The organism is Labrys sedimenti, from assembly GCF_034424805.1.
Taxonomy (GTDB): Bacteria; Pseudomonadota; Alphaproteobacteria; order Rhizobiales; family Labraceae; genus Labrys; species Labrys sedimenti.
This window is the reverse complement of the sequence record NZ_JAXOUF010000006.1, coordinates 123,992-141,824: the sequence shown is the minus strand read 5'-3', so window position 1 is coordinate 141,824 and position 17,833 is coordinate 123,992. Positions and strand designations below refer to the sequence as shown.

Here is a 17,833-nt window from a genome sequence, read left to right as displayed (position 1 = left end):
CCGCGGAATTGCGCGCCTGTTCCAGACCAACTTACGGTACAAGACGGCAAAATTGCGCTCGCCCCGGGGCAAAATACCTCCGCAATACAGCTCTTCAGTCGATCGCCGATCGCAGCGCCGGATAGAGCCCGCGCCAACGGGCCAGGGCCTCGACATAGGCCGGCGCCAGCACCGGGTCGGGCTCGATCGTCTCGACACGGTGGGGCGGTGTGCAGATCGCGAGAGGGTCCTCGCCGGTAACGGCCAGACGCGCCAGGCGCGCCGCCCCGAAAGCCCCGCCGGTTTCACCATCGGCCAGGCGATAGACCGGAAAGCCCAGCACATTGGCGAGGATCTCGAGCCAGAAGCGCGAGCGCGAGCCGCCACCGATCACGTCGGCGCCGGCAATTTCGGTTCCCGCTGCTGCCAGGGCATCGCGACAATCGGCGAAGGCGAAGGCGACGCCCTCCAGCACGGCCTGCACCATCGCCTCGCGTCCATTCTCATGGGCAAGGCCGGTGAAGGCGCCGCGGATGACGGTGTCGTCATGCGGCGTGCGCTCGCCGGACAGGTAAGGCAGGAACTGCACCGCCGACGGTGCCCCCGGCTTGTCGCCGAGCGGGGCCAGCAGGGCGCTCTCCTTGGTCTGCAGCACGCCGGCGATCCAGGCGAGACTCGAGGCGGCCGAGAGAATCACGCCCATCTGGTGCCAGGTCTTCGGCACGGCATGGCAGAAGGCATGCACGGCACGGGCAGGGTTGGGCAGGAAGCGATCGGTCGTCGCCCACAGCACGCCCGAAGTGCCGAGCGAGAGAAAGGCCGAACCCGGCCTGATGGCGCCGAGACCCACCGCGCCGGCGGCATTGTCCCCGGCACCGCCGGCAAACAGAGGCGCTTTGGCCATGCCCCAGCGCGCCACGAGATCGGCCCGCAGGCGACCGGCCGGCTCGGACCCCTCGACCAGGCGCGGCATGGCCTGGCGCGACAGGCCGGTGGCGGCAAGTGCCGCATCCGACCAGTCCCGCCGGCCGACATCCAGCCAGAGCGAGCCCGCCGCATCCGACATTTCTTCGATCGCCTCACCGGTCAGGGCCAGGCGCACATAGGCCTTGGGCAACAGGACAAGGCGCGTCGCGGCGAAAATCGCCGGCTCGTGGCGGGCAACCCACAGCAATTTGGGAGCCGTGAAACCCGGCATCGCCTTGTTTCCGGTCACCGCACGCAGATCAGGCCATTTGGCCTCCAGTTCCGCACATTCGGCATGCGATCGGCCGTCATTCCACAAGATCGCAGGCCGGAGCGGCTGATGGTCGGCCCCGAGCAGCACGGCGCCATGCATCTGGCCCGACAGGCCGATGCCCTCGACGGCGGCGATCTCCGTGGGGTGCGTCGCCTTCAGGGCATCGACGGCCGATATGACCGCCTCAACCCAGGCTTGCGGCGCCTGTTCCGAGAAACCGGGATGTGGCCGCTGCACCGTGAGCGCGACGTCGTGACTTGCGACGACGCGCTGCTCGCCATCCGCGAGCAGCGCCTTGACCGAAGACGTGCCGATATCAAGCCCTAGAAACACGCATTCCTCCGAAGAATTGTTCGAATCGATCATGCGTCAGGCTGGAAAGCCGGGGCAAGCCCCCTCCTATCGAAAGTGCGCGAGCATGCCGCCACATGGCAGCGAACCGCGAGTTTCACGGCCGTGTCACTGCGCCTGACCTATGCAAGGGGCTCGTGGACCCCGACTTCCATCAGGGGCTGTAGACGGCGACGCCATTCGCCGTCCTGGCCAGGGCACCTACGCCCTACAGCCCCTGGTGCTTTTTTTGTCGGAGCACGCCGGGTGGAGACGATACCGATCTTCGTCCCAGGCAGTGTCGGCGGTTCCTTCCGATTCAGCGGCTGATGTTCGCCCTCGACATGGGCCTGGTCTCAACCAGCGAGCTTGAAGGCCGCCTGCAGAGCTGGCGCGGATTGCATCGACCGCAGAGGTCTGTTCTCACAAGGCCTGCAGTGAGGCAAACGACATTCCAGAGCAAACGGCCTGGAACAACAATCTTATAAAATATTCGTAAATAACAATACAAATCTTCCACAATCAAAGAAATAACTCAAAAGCTTTACTGGCGCAATGTGCGCGTAATGTTCGCCCGTAAGATGATGCATGTCTTTCAGGTGCTTGAGTCGAAACAGGAGAGATGGACCGAGCCGCTATTGGCCGTTCCCTTCTCTGGAGCAAAGCGCTCCTACCATTGGCTTCGATGCGTCCTTTCGATTCTTGCCAATGTCGCTGCGTCGCAAGACGCCATGATCTCGGCAAACCGTCGCCGCCGACGAAAGACGACCCGAATGGAGCCCCTCCTTCAGGGACGGCATGGCTCAGGATCTGACAATCCGCGCACCGGCTCGCCGTGGCACTTGCCCCGCAGCAGTCGGCGCGTGCAGTGGAGTAGACACGTGCGTACGCAATTGCTCACCTCTCTCACGGCAGGCCTGCTGGCCTTTGCCGCAGCCGGCTGCGGCCTCGCCCAGGCCGAGGACTATTATGATACTTCCTCACGCTATACGCCGCCCCCTTCCCGATCCTTCAGCGGCTCCTATGTCGGCGTGCATGCCGGCGCAGCATCCGCCAAATCGGCCAACCCCTTCGCCAAGGGCAACAGCCTCCAATTGGGCGTGCAGGGGGGTTACGACATGCGCCTCGGGCCAGCCGTCATCGGCGGCGAGGTCGAAGGCTCCAATCTCGGCGGCGCCGAGCGGCGGGCGCGGGGCGGCAAGATCAAGGAAAAATGGCGGGCCGCGCTGAAAGGGCGGGCCGGCATCGCCCTCGATCGCACCTTGCTCTACGGCACGGCCGGCTTCGCCTTCACCAAATTCGAGGGCACCGGCGGCGTCCGCGTCAGGGATGGTTGGAAGACTGGCTATCTGATGGGCGCCGGCGTCGAACAGGCCTTCTCCGATACGGTCTCCTTCAAGGTCGAATACAACTATGTCCGCACCCCTGGCCTGAAGACACGCTCGTCCTTCGGACACGCCAAGGAAGACATCGGCAGCCACGCTTTGAAAGCGGGCCTCAACTACCGATTCTAGCGATCGCTGTTGGGGTCCCCGACCGGATCCGGCGCCAAGCCGGATCCGGTCGGCCCTCGTAATGTCGGCGCAATCTTCAGCTTTTAGAGCCAAATACAGTCTGGAATCACCAATGTCCTTTCGTCGCGCTTTCGCAGTCGTGCTCGCCGCAGGCCCTCTCCTGCTGGCGGGTTGCGCTTCCGCCGTCATGAAGAACTATGTCGGTGGCCCGGTTGAAACGGTGATGCTGGATTATGGACCGCCGACCAGCATACTCGATCTCGGCCCCGGCCAACGCGCCTACCAGTGGCGCAAAGTCTCAACCAATGTGGTGCCGGGCAGCGCCAGGAGCGAAGTCCGCCGGACCCGGCGAGGCACCGATGTCGAAACCACCGAAACGCCCGGCTATGTCGAGCGACAAGAATGCTTCTATACCTTCTACGCCCGCGCTGCTGGCGAGCGCTGGCTCATCACGAATTTCCGCAAGCCAAGCCTGGAATGCGAGTGATCCGGCCTCATTGCTGAGACTGGCACGAACCGAAGACGGACGAAGGCTCCCATGCGCATCCTGCTGATCGAGGACGAACCGGAAATGGCGTCCGTACTCAAGACGGCCTTGGAACGCCAGGACGTCGTGGTCGACCATGCTTCGAACCTGGCCGATGGCGAGGCAATGGCCCGCATCGGTTCCTACGACGCCATCGTGCTCGATCGACGCCTGCCTGACGGCGAAGGCCTGACCCTGATCCCGCGCCTGCGCGCCCTGCATGTCGAGGCGCCGGTCATCGCCCTCACCGCCATGAGCGGCCTGCAGGACCGGGTCTCCGGGCTCGACGCCGGTGCCGACGATTATATGGGCAAGCCCTTCGCCACTGAGGAACTGGTCGCTCGCCTGCGCGCCCTGCACCGCCGCCCCTATACGTTGCGGGCCGACCAGGCCGTCGTCGGCCGCCTCACCTATGACTTCCGCCATCGCGAGGCGCTGATAGACGATCAGGCGCTCGACCTGCCACGGCGCGAGCGCCTCGTCCTGGAAACGCTGATCCGCCGGCCGGGGCGCACCATCATGCGCAGCACCCTGGAAGAGGCCGTCTACGCCCTCGACGACGAGATCGGCTCCAACGCGCTCGACGCGCATATTTCGCGCCTGCGCCGCAAGCTGGACGACCTTGCCGCCGGCATCGAGATCCGCGCCATCCGCAATCTCGGCTATCTCCTGCGGGCCGCCTCATGAAGCAGGCGCGGGCCCGCTCCCTGCAATGGATCCTGGTGCGGCGGCTGATCTTGCTGCAGGCAGCCATGCTCGTCTTCTTCATCGTCCTGTTCATCACCGCGCTCTCGGTCGCCAATCCCCAGCTCATGGTCGACAACGAGGCGGCCGTAGCCGCCATCACCGGCGCGATCGACCGCGACAAGGACGGCAAGCTCATCGTCAGCGACACCAAGGAACTGGCCGACTTCCGCACCGAATATCCCTATGTCTGGTACATCATCCGCGACCAGTCGGGGCAAAGCCTGCGCGTGGGCTCTGTCCCTGCCGACTATGATCACGATCTCGGGGATCTGCTGCGGGCTGTCGATCACGCCAATATCGGCTTCGCCGGCAAGGGCGACGGACAGGAGATGCGGCCGGAGGCCTATGTCCAGAAGGCCGATACCAGAGCCGGCCCCGTACAGATCGTCACCTCCACCCTGCATTCACGCGCCGAGGCCGACGGCTTCATCATCAACGTGACGGCCACCGTTGACATGGCCCGCAATCCCGACGGCAGTGCCAATTGGGCCCGGGTCCTCCCGGGCATCGTCGTGGGCCTTGCCATCTTCCTGGTGCCGATCATCGTCGTGATGGGGGTGACCACGCTGGTGACGACACCCGCCGTGGTGCGCCGCTCCCTGGCTGGCCTGGTCGGCACCGCCAATGAGGCCGCGCGCATCGATGTCAGCACGCGTGCGATGCAATTGCCGGTCGAGAACGTGCCCCAGGAGATCGTGCCGCTTGTGCATGCCTTCAACCAAGCATTGGCCCGGCTCGCCCAGGGCTTCGACCGGCACAACCGCTTCCTGACCGATGCCGCCCATGAACTGCGCACGCCGATCGCCATCCTGCGAACGCGGGCCGAGTTGTTGAAGGAAGAGCCCCAGAGCCTGCGGCTGAGGCAGGACATCGAACGCCTCTCGCATCTGGCCCAGCAACTGCTTGACCATCAATTGCTCGATCGCCCCGCCAACCATCGGCAGGTGGTCGACCTTGCCGAACTGGCGGGCCGCGTCGCCGCCGATTTTGCGCCGCTTGCCATCGAGGCCGGTTACGACCTCGCCTTCGAACCGCCGCGCGGCACCGTCGAGGTCGAAGCCAATGTGCTGCAGATCGAGCAGGCTCTTGCCAACATCATCCGCAATGCGATCGAACATGGCGGCGGCCATGGCACCATCACGGTGGCGGTCGACGCGGCCGGCGGCTTGGAGGTAGGCGACGAAGGGCCCGGCATCCCGGCCGAGGAGCACAGGAACGTATTCGAGCCCTTCTACCGCCTGCACCCGCTTTCGCGCGGGGCCGGGCTCGGGCTGAACCTCGCCCGCCAGATCGCGCAGCTGCATGGCGGCAACATCGCGATCGTCAACGGCCCCTGGAAAGGGGCTCACGTGCGTATCGAGCTCCCCCTGCTCCGCGCGGCGGCCTGAAGATCGTCAGCCGCTCAAGCCCGAATGCGGCACTCGGGACCTGGCATTAGCGCCTGTCCTCGCTGGCGACGACGCCGAGTACCGGCAGGACCAGGCGCGGCAGCTCATGCGCCACGGTCTTCACGAACATGTTCTCGATCTTCATGGCCTGGATAGGCTTCATCGTTTCCGCGCCATAGATCTTCGCGATTTCGTCGATGCTCTGGTAGATCTTGGTACTGGCCGCCTGCACCGTCCTGTCCATATAGCGCAACTGCCCGATCGCCGTGCGATAGGCATAAAAGGCATGGTAGTTCGTCGAGCCAAAGCGTTCGAATTCCACGATGACCATCGCCACGCCGCCATCGTGGCCCACCATACGCGCCACGTCCTGCTCCGCCTTGACGATACGGATGGCGCCGCAACGGGCACCGAGCTGCGTCAGGACCCTCTCCATTCCCTGCATGGAAAGGCCGCCAAGCGCGCTGATGTCGATGCCGGCGGCCTTGGCGAGGTCATCCACCGTAACGAAGAGCTTTCCGTCGACCTTGGCACCGATTTGCGTGAGGGCCTTGGCCGAAGCAACCCAGGCGCAGATGCCGGCATTCGGATTGATGTCGACAATGAGCCTGGCCATGATGGCCCCCTTGACGGACCGGACCATCTGCGCCGCTTTGCCCACCGGCAGGATCGCGATGAGCCGCAGCCCATCCTGCCCGACGCCGGCCACCGTGCCCTTGGCGAGCCCGTCTCCGAGCCGGAGCACATCGACAAAACCGGCACCGAACGTCATCAGGGCCTTTGTACCGGCTCCCACGATCATCGCGCCTTGGCTGTAGTTGGAATCCTCGACCCATTTGTCCAGGATCGCTTCGGATTCCTTCTGCTGCTGACTCCACCAATCTGCGAGCTCAGTGAACTTCCACATGGAACCTCCGTGCAAGATCGCTTGCGCGCGAGGCCTCGCCGCCGCGCCGATCCCCTTGGGGTATAGGAGCGGGCATATCGGCCGACAGTTCCCTGGAGAACCCAGGGGAGGGAATCATGCGGAAGCCCGCGACGGCTTCAGCCGAAACGACGCGACAGCAATAGCCCGCGGTGTCGGCCCAATTCCGAAGCGGGCCCGACGCGGGAGCGACGCAGCGCTTCACAAAGCGGAAAAACTCGGGAAACACCCCTCCGCTATGGTGCCATCCTTCACACGGGAAGGTGCCGGACCTTGACCATCGCAGCCATGCTCTTCGTCATGCTGGCATTGTTGGGCCTCATCTATGTCACCTTCGACATCTGAAGCGGCCATTAGTCCAGCACGGCCAGACAGCCGACGATCCCCATGAGAATGGCCGCAGACAGCATCAATACGGTCTCGGCCAGATCGCACCGGCCGGCGAGGCGCTCCAGCCGGACTGATCCGGCAGACCCGGCGATGATCTCGTCGCATGGCGGCAAGCCCGTCTGCCGCAGCGGCTCGCCACAACCGAGACCGAGCAGCAGATCGGCGGCCGTCGTGTGGAGGTGAGCCGAAAGCCGTGTAGCCATGGCTGGCCGCAGGTCGCGTTGCCCGCAGGCCCAGGCATTGATATCGCCCACATTCACGCCGGCGCGGCGGGCAAGCACCGTGGCGTCCACCCCGGCTGTCGCCATGGCCGCCGCCAATCCGTTCGGATGCGGCATATGATCGAGATTCAGCGTGATTGCATCGAACATCACGCACCTGTTTTCGGCGAGGCGTGAACGAGACGGGTGTTCGCCGGCAAGTGGAGCCGGCAGCCGTCCAGACATTCGACAAATGTAGGATATCGATGCGGTCCGCAAAGGCCGAACAGCGCTTCGGCGGCGATGGGATAGGAACACATGGCCTGTCTTCCACGACGACACCTTCCGGTATAGGGCGCGAATCACCCGAAACCTTCGACGTCTCCCTATCGCCTGCGCATATTGCGCGGACATTGCGTCCCTCGCCGGCCTGGTGGCTGCTCCGCGCAATACTGGCTGCGCGTGCCTCCTCCACGCCGCACAAACAAACATCCTCCGGCCCGTGAAGGTCGGAGGATGCTTGTTTGCAAGTCCGGCAGACGGCTCAGATCAGGCCGTATTGCTTGGCCTTGTTGCGCAGGAAGGGCAGGCCCTCGGCCAGGATTTCCTCACGGCTGTTGGCGACAGGACGCCAGACCGACAGCGCTGAAGCGAGCTGCGGTGGCATATGGATGAAGCTCTCCATGGCCATGCCGCCCTTGAAGCCAATGCCGGCAAGGCCCGCGAACACCTCGTCCCAGGCGATCGTGCCGGAGCCGGGGACACCGCGATCGCTTTCGGACAGGTGGATATATTTGAGATGCTCGCCGGCCTTGAGGATGCCGTTGGCCTGCCCCTTCTCTTCGATGTTCATGTGGTAGGTATCGAGGTGGAGGAAGACGTTGGGCGCGCCGATACGCTCGATGACGCGGACCACCTGCTCGGTGGTATTCATCATGTGGTTCTCGTAGCGGTTGACCGCCTCGAGACCGAGTTCCAGGCCGAGCGTGCGAGCATGGGCCGCCGCCTTGTCCATCACCTTGACGACCGCGTCATATTCGGCCTCGGTCGGCGGATTGCCGGTGCGCTCGCCGATCGAACCGTAGACGACGCCGGACAGGGCCTTGGCGCCGATCTCGGCGGTCTTGTCCAGCGCCAAAGTGAGGAATTCCAGCGCCTTGTCCGGATTGTTGGTGGGGCGGGAATCATTGGGCAGGCCGAGCGAGCAGACGGCATCGACGCCATGCTTTTCCAGGAGCGCCCGGGTGTGGCCGGTATCGGCCTTGGCCGGCTCCAGCAGGGCGATCTCGACGAAGGCCAGCCCATATCGAGCAGCCTCCGCGATCGACAGTTCCGCCGCTTCGCGGGTCCAGCTATGCGACCACAGGCTGGTGTGAATGCCGAAGCCCTTCATGGCAATATCCTCAATGTGTTGGCTTTTGGGTGAAGAGAGACTGGAGGAACTCGCGAGCCCAGACCCAGCGCAGGATCATGACCGCCAGCAGGAAGGCGCCCCACATCGCCGTAGCGAGATGCTGGTTGGCGCCGAGGAGATTGAGGCCGGAGGCGATGACCTGCAGGATGACCAGGGCGATCACCACCGGGATCACCCGCCCGAACCCGCCGAAGGGATCGACGCGCCCGAGGAAGCAGGCAAGCACGGTGATCAGCAGATAGGCCTCGCCATGGCCGACGCGCACCGAATTGAAGCGGGCGAGCATCACCACGCCTGCGATGCCGCACATCACGCCTGACAGCGTGTAGATCAGCGTCACGGACCGGCGGGTATCGATGCCGGAATAACGCGTCGCCTCGATGTTGGAGCCGATCATGCGGGTGGAGAATCCGAGCCGGGCCCGCGTCATCACCACATGCCAGAGCAGGGCCGCCGCCGCGAGGATCCAGAGCGGCACGGGAATGCCGATCAACGTGCCGTGGCCTATCTCGCGCACGAAATCAGGAAAGCCCGAAATGTCCCCGCCATGAGTGAGAAACTCCCCGAGGCCGCGCAGAAAGATCATCATCGAGAGCGAGACGAGGATGGGATGGGCGCCGGTATAGGCGATGATGACGCCCATCAGCCAGCCGGCGGCCGCACCGGTCACCAATGCCGCGGCCACCCCGAGGACGAAGGCGCCGACGCCGGCATCGACACCGCCATAGGATTGCAGCACCCAGGCCATGGCGAGGCCGGCGATGTTGGCCGTGAACGTCGCCGCCAGGTTGAAGCCGCCGGAGATGATCGGCATCAACATGGCGAGGGTCAGCAGGCCGAGTTCAGGCAGCTGGAAGGCGATGGAGGCGAAGGTCGTGGCGGAGAAGAAGCGGTCGCTGCTGAAACTCAGCACCGCCACGACCAGGACGAGAAAGCCGATCAGGCCGGTAATGTCACTGCTCAGCAGCTTTGCGAAACCGGACTTGCCGGCGAGCTTTGAGGTCGATGTCGGTGTCATCAGGCCGTCCTCCGGGCAGCCGGCGCGCGCCGGGATCCAGCTTTCATGGAACCGATCAGCCGGGCGACGCCGTCGCTCGACAAAGTGATGGCGATCAGGATGATGGCGCCGATGATCATCTTGAAGGCATAGGGGGTGATACCGAGCAGGTTCAGGCCGTTCTCGGTGATGGCGACCAGGAAGATGCCGAGGATGGCCCCGAGCAGCGTGCCCCTGCCCCCGCCGAGGCGCGCTCCGCCGAGCACGACGGCGGCGAGAACGTCGAGCTCGCGGCCATAGAGCGCGTTCGGCACGACTTCCTGAGCGTAATGGGCCTGCATCAGCCCAGCAATGCCGGCCATCAGGCCGAGCCAGCCGAAGGCGAGATAATGCATGGCACCGATATTGATGCCCACGCGCCGCGCCGCTTCGGGATTGTCACCCATGGCGTAGAGTTGGCGGCCCGGCGTGGTCCTGCGCAGCAACAGCCAAGTGGCGAACACGCAAAGCGCCATGACGGCGACGGGAAGCGTCAATTCAGCCGAGCCGTCGCCCGTCGCAACGCTGAACAGCACGATGCGGTCCGTCAGCCAGTCCGGCAGGTCGTAAAGCGAGACGCCGCCGGTAAGGAACATCAACGTGCCGAAGAAGAGGTTGAAGGTCGCGATCGTCACCACGATCGAGACGATGCGGAAATGATAGATCAGCGCGGCGTTGAAAGCGCCGAGCAGGAAGCCGAAGCCGCTGGCGACCATCAGGCCGACCGCCCAATTGCCGCCACCCAGATGCATCACCGTCAACGCGGTGAGGTACTGCACGACCGAGGCACCGACGGCGAAGGAGATGTCGATGCCGCCGGCGATCAGCACCACCAGCAGACCGGCGGCGAAGATCACGTTCACCGCCGAGGTATTCATCAGGTCGAACAGGTTCGACAGGGTGAAGAAGGTGTCGGTGGTGAGGGCAAGGCCCGCGACAAGGGCCAGGACCACCAGGATGAGCCAGCGCTCGGTGGCGCCGATCGGCCAGTTGCGCCTGTCAGGCATGCACATCCTCCTCGATCTTGTCGATGGACACTTCGCCCGGAATGTATTCGTCGATGATGCGACCCTCGCGCATGTGCAGGATGCGATCCGCGTTGAAATAGACTTCGGTGATCTCGTCGGAAATCAGCAGGATGGCCATGCCTTCCTGCGCCAGCCGGTGGATGATGGCGAAGATGCCGGCGCGGGCACCGACATCCACGCCGACCGTGGGCGAATCCAGGATCAGGAGCTTCGGCTTGGTGGCCAGCCATTTCGCCAGCACCACGCGCTGCTGGTTGCCCCCGGAGAGGGTCGACACCGCATTGTCGGGATCGGAGACCTTGATGGCGAGCGCCTTGACCCAGTCGTCGACCAGCGACTTGCGTCGCCCCGGTGAGATCAGCCGGAAGAGATCGAGTAGTCTGTCCAGCACGGTGATGGCCGTGTTGTCACCGATCGACTGCGGCTGGACCAGGCCGAGCTGCAGGCGGTCTTCCGAGACATAGGCGATGCCGGCATCGATGGCAGCCCGGTTGGAGGCAAGCGACAGGGCCTTGCCCTCGATACGCATGCTGCCCGAACCCGGCCGGGTCAGGCCGAAGAGCGAGAGGGCGAGTTCGGTACGCCCTGCCCCCAATCGTCCCGTCAGGCCCAGCACCTCCCCGCGCCGGATTGTCAGGCTGATATCCTCGTAGTCGCCCGGCCGCGTCAGCTTCTCCACCTGCAAGACCACGGGCGAAGCGGAATGATCACGCGCCTGCACGGCTTGGTCGAAGGTCTTGCCGGTCATCAGTTCGGTCAGGCGGGTCTGCGTCATGCCGGCGGTGGGGTAGGTGCCGACATAATGGCCGTCGCGCAGCACGGTGACGCGGGTGCAGACATCGAGCACCTCGGCCAGGCGATGGCTGACGAAGACCACGGCGATGCCGTCGGCCGACAGGCGCCGCACGATTACCAGGAGCGCGTCGGTTTCAGCCTGGCTGAGTGACGCGGTAGGCTCGTCCATGAAGACCAGCCCAGCGTCGGCGACCAGAGCGCGGGCGATCGCTACGATCTGGCGTTGGGCGATCGAAAGCGTGCGCACGGGCGCATCGAGATCGAGTTCGACACCCAGCCGGTCCAGGATGCGCCGCGCATCCGCCTTCATGGCCGCATAGTTGACCAGGCGCGGGGCGCCGCCGAGATTGCGTTCGAAGGCAATGTTCTCGGCCACCGCCATTTCGGGAAAGAGTGCCAGGTCCTGCCAGATGACCTGGATGCCCAGAGCCCGGGCGCGCGCCGGACTGAGGCCGTCTATGGTGCGCCCATCGAACAGCATCTCGCCGCCCGGTTCGGGGCGATAGACACCGCTGATCAGCTTGATCAGCGTGCTCTTGCCGCAGCCATTCTCGCCGGCGAGACACAAGACCTCTCCGGGGAGCACCTCGAAGGAGACGTTTTCGAGCGCCCGCACGCCCCCGAAGCGCTTGGAGATGTTGCGCAGTAAAAGCAGCGGCGTCGCAGGCGTATCAGTGATTGCGGCTGTGGCGGCCATGACGGTCTCCCGGCCAGGAGGGAAGGAATGAAGCGAAACGCCGGCGCGCCGAGCCGGCCCCCCCAAATAATGGAGCGTGCCGGCAACGCCCGGTCGGTTCGCCAGGGCGGGAACCTCGCCGGCTCCCGCCTCTTCTCGCGGGGCCTACAGGCCCATCTTGGCGAGTTCGTCGATGGTATCCTTGTTGAGGGATACGAGCTGGTCGACGATGAGATTGTGTCCGTCGGGATGCACGACACCCAGCCCTTCGATCGTGGTGCCGTCCTTGATCTCCTGCCCCTTGGCCACCATGGTGCCCAAGGTGACGAAGACCTCGCCGGCCAGCATCGGGTTCCACATGAAGCCGCCGGTCAGCGTGCCGTCCTTAACGAGCTTGCGGCCCTGGCCGGGAGAGAACGGGCCGAGCACCTTGATCTGCCCCTTCTTGCCCTTCTCGGCCACGGCGCGGGCGGCCCCGATCGGTCCCTGGCTGCCGAAGGCCAGGAAGCCCTTGAGGCCGGGATGGGCACGGATGAGATCGAGAGCCGTCGAGCGTGAGGCATCGACGTCCTCGGCGACGCCGTAGCGGTCGCCGACCAGCTTCATCTCCGGTGCGTTCTGCTTGATATAGGCGATGGCCGCATCGGCCCAGGCATTGTGCAGCGGCACGGTGAGCGAGCCGACGAACACGGCATATTCACCCTTGCCGCCGAGCGCCTCGACCAGCTGCTTGCCATAGGCATCGCCGAAGCCCTTCACCGAAGCCAGCTCGAAATCCCAATCCGCCTGCTTCTGCTTGGGCGATTCATGGGTGATCACCTTGATGCCGGCCTTGCGGGCCCGCTCCAGCACCGGCTCGAGCACCTCGGCATCGTTGGGCACGACGCCGATCACGTCCACGCCCTTGGCGATCAGATCCTCGATGGCGCGCACCTGCAGGGCCGGATCGGCGCTGGTAGGTCCAACCATGAAAGCCTCGACGCCGAGTTCGGCCGACTTCTTCTTGATCCCGGCTTCCATGGCATTGAACCAGGGAATGCCGCCGATCTTCACCACCACGCCGATGACGGGCTTGTCCTTGGAAGCGTAAGCCGAACCGAGCACGCCCGGCAGCAGCAGCGAGCCGGCACCCAGGGCAGACGCAAGAAATGCACGGCGATCGAGCCTCGCCGCGCGAATGGAATCAGAATTCGACGCCATGGAACAGTTCCTCCCTCATTGTTCTGGCTGCCGCGGCTCCGATATCCCCCCGGCAGTTCACCTGAGCTAAATCCATTCAGCATTTGTTGTCAAGGTGGCTAAAAGGATTTAGCATTGAGTTGATGATCGAGTCTCCAATTCGATCCGCAAGACAAAAGAGGGGACGATGGCGCGCTCACCCAGCGGACGCAGGTCCACCATCTATGATATCGCCGCCGCGACCAAGGCCTCTCCTTCCACGGTCAGTCTGGTGCTCAATGGCAGCTGGACGCGCTACCGTATCAAGGAGGACACCGCCAAGCGCGTGCTGAAGGCCGCCCAGGACCTGGGCTATGCCGTCAACATGAAGGCCCGGGGCCTGCGCCTGTCACGCTCCGGCCTCGCCGGCATGATCATCCCCCATTACCGCAACCGCTTCTTCGCGGGCTTGGCCGAGGCCTTCGAAACCGATACGCGCCGGCGAGGCCTGTGCCCGATCGTGGTGAGCACCCAGCGCGACGAAGCAATCGAGGCAAGCGTTACCGCCACCCTGCTCTCCCAACAGGTCGAGTTCCTCTTCATCGCCGGCGTGCGCAACACACAGCCCCTCAATGCGCTCTGCCGCGCCGCCGGCATTCCCTGTGTCAATCTCGACCTGCCCGGCAGCGACGCGCCTTCGGTGGTTACCGACAACTATGGCGGCGCCCGCGCCCTCACGGAAAAGCTGATCGCCAAGCTGCGCAAACGCCGGACGGCGCCGCGCGACCTGCTGTTTCTCGGCGGCATCGCCGGCGAGCATGCCACCGACCGCCGCATCGAAGGCTTTCGCGATGCCGTGGCCGCCAATGGCCAGGAGATGACGCCGGAGGTCTCCTGCTGCGGCTATCGCCCCTCATCGGCGCGCGAGGCGCTCGCCGCCCGCTTCCAGGCGCTCGGCCGCATGCCGGACGGCCTGTTCATCAATTCCATCACAGCCTTCGAAGGGCTGGTGCAATTCTCCCTGCAGGTGCCGCGCCAGGCCATGCGTGAGGTCAGCACGGTATGTTCCGACTGGGATCCCTTCGCGGCCCATCTGCCTTTCGACGTGACGATGACACGCCAGAACGTCGAAGCCATCATCGCCGAAGGCTATGCTCTGGTGGACAATTACGTTCCCGGCGAGAATCCGATGGTGGTCGTGCCGCCCGAATTCGCGCCGAGTTCGGAGCGGGAGAGCAATTGGCGCTGAGGAAAGCGGCAAGCGCGCGCTACCAGCCTCGCGGCAATCCACCATCTTGATCGCAACGCTTCCCCGGCCTGAACTGGGGATGCCAGAACGAAGAATGGATATAGCCGGGGACGGAACATCAGGATGAAGAAACTCAAGCTCTCGTCGGCCCAGATGGTCGCGGCTGCCCGCGCCCGCATCGAGGAAATCGAGACCGAGGATGCGATCGCCATGGTCGGCGACCCCAATGTGGTCATCGTCGACATCCGCGATCCCCGGGAGAGGCAGCGTTCGGGCTATATTCCCGGCAGCTTCCATGCCCCCCGCGGCATGGTGGAGTTCTGGGTCGATCCCGAAAGCCCCTATTTCAAGGACATCTTCGGAGAGGACAGGAAGTTCGTCTTTCATTGCGCCTCCGGGTGGCGCTCGGCCCTGACCGTGGCAACGCTGCAGGACATGGGCTTTGCGGCGGCGCATCTCAAGGACGGTTTCTCGTCCTGGGAAAAGGCGGGCGGGCCTATCGAGTTTCCCGAGACCCGCGACGGCAAATGAAGCAGGCCGGCTCCGCGCGCTCAGGCCAAAACAGCCAGAATTGACCAACGCCTGACCTGAAAAACCGAGAACGCTGAACGCCGAAAAAACATTTTTTTCAATAACATGGCAGGAATACTGGAATCGGCCTCACACCCGTTTCCTTATGCAATCCTGATTTGTTGGGGCAGCGCCGACCCCCTACCCTCACGGTCATTGTCGATATCAATCTGTCTGTCGCACATGACCGTACCCTATCTGCGCGAGGCGGGCTCGGCGGATCTTCCCGCCCTGGTCGATCTCGAAAACGCGGCCTTCGCCGGCGATCGCATCAGCCGTCGCGATTGGCGCCATCTGCTGACCAGCCCTTCCGCCCTCGTCATCGTCAGCGACGATGCCGAGGGCCTCACGGGCTGCAGCGTCGTCCTCACCAATCGCCGCACGGCCGTCGCGCGGCTCTATTCCCTTGCCGTGGCGCCACGTGCCCGTCGGCAGGGCATTGCCCAGGCACTCCTCCAACAGGCCATGGCCAGCAGCGCCGGGATCGGCGCCCATCTGCTGCGCCTGGAGACGCGCAGCGACAATCTGCCCGCCCAAGCCCTGTTCAACCGCCTCGGCTTTCGCCCCTTCCGCCGTGTGGCGAACTATTATGAAGACGGGGCCGAAGCCATTCGCTTCCAGCGCCTGATCGACCGCGACTGCCTCAGGCAAAGTGCGTTGCAGTAGATGCGCCTGCAACCTTAAGCCCCTGCCTGGACATATCTTTCATCCTCTTGAAACTGCCGGCGAAAGACGGGCCAGATGGCCGCAGCGCTGGGCACCGACCTTCCCTTCGTGAAAGCAACCAATGCCCGCTCAACTGATCATTGTCGAAAAACCCAGTGATTTTCGCTGGTCAGTCCCCGGTGTCCGGGTGATCACCGCGCAGGACTTCATCGCGGAAGGACCAGGCCTGCTGCAGCGGCCCCGCCGTATCATCAATCTGTGCCGCAGCTATGCCTATCTCAGCATCGGCTACTACGTGTCCCTGCTCGCCGAAGCGCGCGGCGAACGGGTGATGCCGAGCATGGAGGCTATCACCGACCTGCAGGTCAAGGCAGTGCAGACCCAGAAGCTCGCCGGCCTCGAGCGCTGCCTCGGCCCGCTTGCCTCCGTACCCCGGGCGGTGAATGCAATGCGCATCCAGGTTTTTTTCGGTCAGGTCGAGGATCGCGGTGTCGAAGATCGGGGGCTGGCGGAGTTCGCGAGCCGCAGCTTCGAACTGTTCCGCTGCCCCCTCCTGGCGATCGACCTCGAACGCCTTGAAGGCGGCGCCGGCTGGAAGATTGCCGCCCTGCATCCGCTCGACCCGCGCAATGTCGACCCGGCCCGCGACAGCCTGTTTCTCGACGGCCTCGCCCGCTTCTGCCGGCGCCCCTGGCGCCATGTCCCTTCGGCCAGCGGGCCGCGCATGGACCTGGCAATCCTGCACGATCCCAAGGATCCCCTGCCGCCCTCCAAGCTGAAGACCCTCCTGGCCATGGTGCGTATCGGCCAGGACATGGATATTGCCGTGGAGCTGATCGAGAAGAAGGACTATCCGCGGCTCACCCAGTTCGACGCCCTGTTCATTCGCGAGACCACGGCGATCGCGCACCACACCTTCCGTTTCGCCCGCAAGGCCGCCAGCGAAGGCATGCCGGTGATCGACGACCCCGGCTCGATCCTGCGCTGCACCAACAAAGCCTTCCTGTCGGAACTCCTCAGCGGCAACGGCATCGCCACACCCCGCACGCTCTTCCTGACCCGCCGCACACTGGCGGGTTTCGAAACGCAGCTGACCTATCCCGCAGTGCTGAAAGTGCCTGATGGCGCCTTCAGCCTCAGCGTGAAGAAAGCCGAGAACTGGCAGCAATTCCAGGAGATTGCCGCGGCCATGTTCAAGCAGTCCGGCCTCATCCTGGTGCAGGACTACGTCTATACGCCCTTCGACTGGCGCATCGGCATTCTCGCCGGCGAGGTGATCTTCGCTGCCAAATATTTCATGTCCTCAGGCCACTGGCAGATCATCCAGCATGGCGAGGCCGGAGCCTACACCGAGGGCCGCACCCAGGCCGTACCGGTCGAGGAGGTGCCGCGCGAAGTGATCGAACCGGCAGTGCGGGCGGCAGGACTGATCGGCACCGGCCTCTACGGGGTTGATCTCAAGCAGACCAAATCGGGGGTCCTGGTCATCGAGGTCAACGACAATCCCAATATCGATCTCGGCCTGGAGGATGCCGCCGCCGGCGAGGGGCTCTACCGCAAACTGCTCTCTCACTTCCAGGCCCTAGTCGATGCCCGCCATCGTCCGCCCGCGCCTGCGCTTCCCTCCGAGGCTATTCACCGCCCTCGTCTGGTGCATGATCTGCGCGACACCGGCTCCTGAGGCGATGAATATCGGGGGCGTTTGCGGTTCGCGCGCCTCCGATCACTACAAGAGATGCACCACCCCTTCATGAAGGGCGATGATGAGCACGGCAAGCATGGTGCTCACCGCCAGGAGGGCGGCAAGGCTCGTCAATGCTCCCTGCAGAAAGACCGAAACGGCATTGGCTCGAAACGACACGGCAATCCTCCTGATGGAGAATGCAGTATCGGGCCTGGATGCTTCTGCCCTCGGTCCGCCATGTAAAGTTTCGTTGCGAATGCCGGGACCGCCGTCAGGGTGAAGCGTCGAGCGCCTTCAGATGTCGTAGCTGACATAATA

The 17,833-nt window shown here is 64.3% G+C and carries 17 protein-coding genes; 8 read left to right on the top strand and 9 right to left on the bottom strand.

Translation table 11 applies throughout. The features are described from left to right. Positions 1-94: 94 nt before the first annotated feature. On the bottom strand, positions 95-1,552 hold the full coding sequence (xylB, locus tag U1R88_RS19355; RefSeq protein WP_322432722.1) for a xylulokinase: 1,458 nt from the start codon (positions 1,550-1,552) through the stop codon (positions 95-97). 878 nt (positions 1,553-2,430) lie between these two features. Between xylB and U1R88_RS19350 the strand changes: the two genes are divergently transcribed. The 4 genes from U1R88_RS19350 (at position 2,431) to U1R88_RS19335 (ending at position 5,724) form a co-directional block, all read left to right on the top strand. Next, a complete protein-coding gene (locus U1R88_RS19350) occupies positions 2,431-3,063 on the top strand; it encodes an outer membrane protein (RefSeq protein ID WP_322432721.1) in 633 nt (210 codons plus the stop codon). Between the two features lie 112 nt (positions 3,064-3,175). After that, on the top strand, positions 3,176-3,550 hold the full coding sequence (locus tag U1R88_RS19345) for a hypothetical protein (protein WP_322432720.1): 375 nt from the start codon (positions 3,176-3,178) through the stop codon (positions 3,548-3,550). A gap of 51 nt (positions 3,551-3,601) precedes the next feature. Further along, positions 3,602-4,276: a response regulator transcription factor gene (locus U1R88_RS19340; protein WP_322432719.1), complete on the top strand. Its 675-nt coding sequence runs from the start codon at positions 3,602-3,604 to the stop codon at positions 4,274-4,276. Continuing rightward, positions 4,273-5,724: a sensor histidine kinase gene (locus U1R88_RS19335; protein WP_322432718.1), complete on the top strand. Its 1,452-nt coding sequence runs from the start codon at positions 4,273-4,275 to the stop codon at positions 5,722-5,724. Before U1R88_RS19340 ends, U1R88_RS19335 begins: the two co-directional genes overlap by 4 nt. A 46-nt stretch (positions 5,725-5,770) precedes the next feature. Here U1R88_RS19335 and U1R88_RS19330 read toward each other — a convergent pair whose 3' ends face one another. From U1R88_RS19330 to U1R88_RS19300, 7 genes are all read right to left on the bottom strand, one after another. Continuing rightward, the gene (locus U1R88_RS19330; RefSeq protein ID WP_322432717.1) at positions 5,771-6,631 is read right to left on the bottom strand and encodes a hypothetical protein; all 861 of its coding nucleotides are present in this window, start codon (positions 6,629-6,631) and stop codon (positions 5,771-5,773) included. Between the two features lie 371 nt (positions 6,632-7,002). Continuing rightward, positions 7,003-7,410, bottom strand: coding sequence for a hypothetical protein (locus U1R88_RS19325; RefSeq protein ID WP_322432716.1), 408 nt, complete (start codon positions 7,408-7,410; stop codon positions 7,003-7,005). A gap of 373 nt (positions 7,411-7,783) precedes the next feature. Beyond that, complete coding sequence (locus U1R88_RS19320) at positions 7,784-8,632, bottom strand: sugar phosphate isomerase/epimerase family protein (protein WP_068281996.1); 849 nt, start codon at positions 8,630-8,632, stop codon at positions 7,784-7,786. A 10-nt stretch (positions 8,633-8,642) separates the two neighbouring features. Further along, complete coding sequence (locus tag U1R88_RS19315) at positions 8,643-9,671, bottom strand: ABC transporter permease (RefSeq protein WP_322432715.1); 1,029 nt, start codon at positions 9,669-9,671, stop codon at positions 8,643-8,645. Beyond that, positions 9,671-10,696 (bottom strand): ABC transporter permease, encoded by a 1,026-nt coding sequence (locus U1R88_RS19310; RefSeq protein ID WP_322432714.1) that lies wholly within the window; start codon positions 10,694-10,696, stop codon positions 9,671-9,673. The genes U1R88_RS19315 and U1R88_RS19310 overlap by 1 nt, the downstream gene beginning before the upstream one ends. Then, a complete protein-coding gene (locus U1R88_RS19305; RefSeq protein WP_322432713.1) occupies positions 10,689-12,209 on the bottom strand; it encodes a sugar ABC transporter ATP-binding protein in 1,521 nt (506 codons plus the stop codon). The genes U1R88_RS19310 and U1R88_RS19305 overlap by 8 nt, the downstream gene beginning before the upstream one ends. 144 nt (positions 12,210-12,353) lie before the next feature. After that, entirely contained in the window at positions 12,354-13,388 is a 1,035-nt protein-coding gene (locus U1R88_RS19300; protein WP_322432712.1) for a substrate-binding domain-containing protein, read from the bottom strand. A gap of 166 nt (positions 13,389-13,554) precedes the next feature. Between U1R88_RS19300 and U1R88_RS19295 the strand changes: the two genes are divergently transcribed. The 4 genes from U1R88_RS19295 (at position 13,555) to U1R88_RS19280 (ending at position 17,512) form a co-directional block, all read left to right on the top strand. Continuing rightward, positions 13,555-14,595, top strand: coding sequence for a LacI family DNA-binding transcriptional regulator (locus U1R88_RS19295; protein ID WP_322432711.1), 1,041 nt, complete (start codon positions 13,555-13,557; stop codon positions 14,593-14,595). Between the two features lie 123 nt (positions 14,596-14,718). Next, positions 14,719-15,126, top strand: a complete 408-nt coding sequence (locus U1R88_RS19290; RefSeq protein ID WP_322432710.1) for a rhodanese-like domain-containing protein — start codon at positions 14,719-14,721, stop codon at positions 15,124-15,126. A 222-nt stretch (positions 15,127-15,348) separates the two neighbouring features. Beyond that, positions 15,349-15,831: a GNAT family N-acetyltransferase gene (locus tag U1R88_RS19285; RefSeq protein WP_322432709.1), complete on the top strand. Its 483-nt coding sequence runs from the start codon at positions 15,349-15,351 to the stop codon at positions 15,829-15,831. A 121-nt stretch (positions 15,832-15,952) separates the two neighbouring features. Continuing rightward, positions 15,953-17,512 carry a RimK family ATP-grasp domain-containing protein gene (locus tag U1R88_RS19280; RefSeq protein WP_322432708.1) on the top strand — a complete coding sequence of 520 codons (1,560 nt, stop codon included), beginning with the start codon at positions 15,953-15,955 and terminating at the stop codon, positions 17,510-17,512. Between the two features lie 45 nt (positions 17,513-17,557). Here U1R88_RS19280 and U1R88_RS19275 read toward each other — a convergent pair whose 3' ends face one another. Continuing rightward, positions 17,558-17,692: a hypothetical protein gene (locus U1R88_RS19275; protein WP_256390517.1), complete on the bottom strand. Its 135-nt coding sequence runs from the start codon at positions 17,690-17,692 to the stop codon at positions 17,558-17,560. Positions 17,693-17,833 lie beyond the last annotated feature (141 nt).

Bases quoted from the DNA above. Each gene is read 5' to 3' on its own strand.
- U1R88_RS19345 (WP_322432720.1), top strand. From the start codon at position 3,176: ATGTCCTTTCGTCGCGCTTTCGCAGTCGTGCTCGCCGCAGGCCCTCTC.
- U1R88_RS19280 (WP_322432708.1), top strand. From the start codon at position 15,953: ATGCCCGCTCAACTGATCATTGTCGAAAAACCCAGTGATTTTCGCTGG.
- U1R88_RS19295 (WP_322432711.1), top strand. From the start codon at position 13,555: ATGGCGCGCTCACCCAGCGGACGCAGGTCCACCATCTATGATATCGCC.
- U1R88_RS19290 (WP_322432710.1), top strand. From the start codon at position 14,719: ATGAAGAAACTCAAGCTCTCGTCGGCCCAGATGGTCGCGGCTGCCCGC.
- U1R88_RS19285 (WP_322432709.1), top strand. From the start codon at position 15,349: ATGACCGTACCCTATCTGCGCGAGGCGGGCTCGGCGGATCTTCCCGCC.
- U1R88_RS19320 (WP_068281996.1), bottom strand. From the start codon at position 8,632: ATGAAGGGCTTCGGCATTCACACCAGCCTGTGGTCGCATAGCTGGACC.
- U1R88_RS19300 (WP_322432712.1), bottom strand. From the start codon at position 13,388: ATGGCGTCGAATTCTGATTCCATTCGCGCGGCGAGGCTCGATCGCCGT.
- U1R88_RS19305 (WP_322432713.1), bottom strand. From the start codon at position 12,209: ATGGCCGCCACAGCCGCAATCACTGATACGCCTGCGACGCCGCTGCTT.
- U1R88_RS19315 (WP_322432715.1), bottom strand. From the start codon at position 9,671: ATGACACCGACATCGACCTCAAAGCTCGCCGGCAAGTCCGGTTTCGCA.
- U1R88_RS19325 (WP_322432716.1), bottom strand. From the start codon at position 7,410: ATGTTCGATGCAATCACGCTGAATCTCGATCATATGCCGCATCCGAAC.
- U1R88_RS19310 (WP_322432714.1), bottom strand. From the start codon at position 10,696: ATGCCTGACAGGCGCAACTGGCCGATCGGCGCCACCGAGCGCTGGCTC.
- U1R88_RS19330 (WP_322432717.1), bottom strand. From the start codon at position 6,631: ATGTGGAAGTTCACTGAGCTCGCAGATTGGTGGAGTCAGCAGCAGAAG.
- U1R88_RS19340 (WP_322432719.1), top strand. From the start codon at position 3,602: ATGCGCATCCTGCTGATCGAGGACGAACCGGAAATGGCGTCCGTACTC.
- U1R88_RS19335 (WP_322432718.1), top strand. From the start codon at position 4,273: ATGAAGCAGGCGCGGGCCCGCTCCCTGCAATGGATCCTGGTGCGGCGG.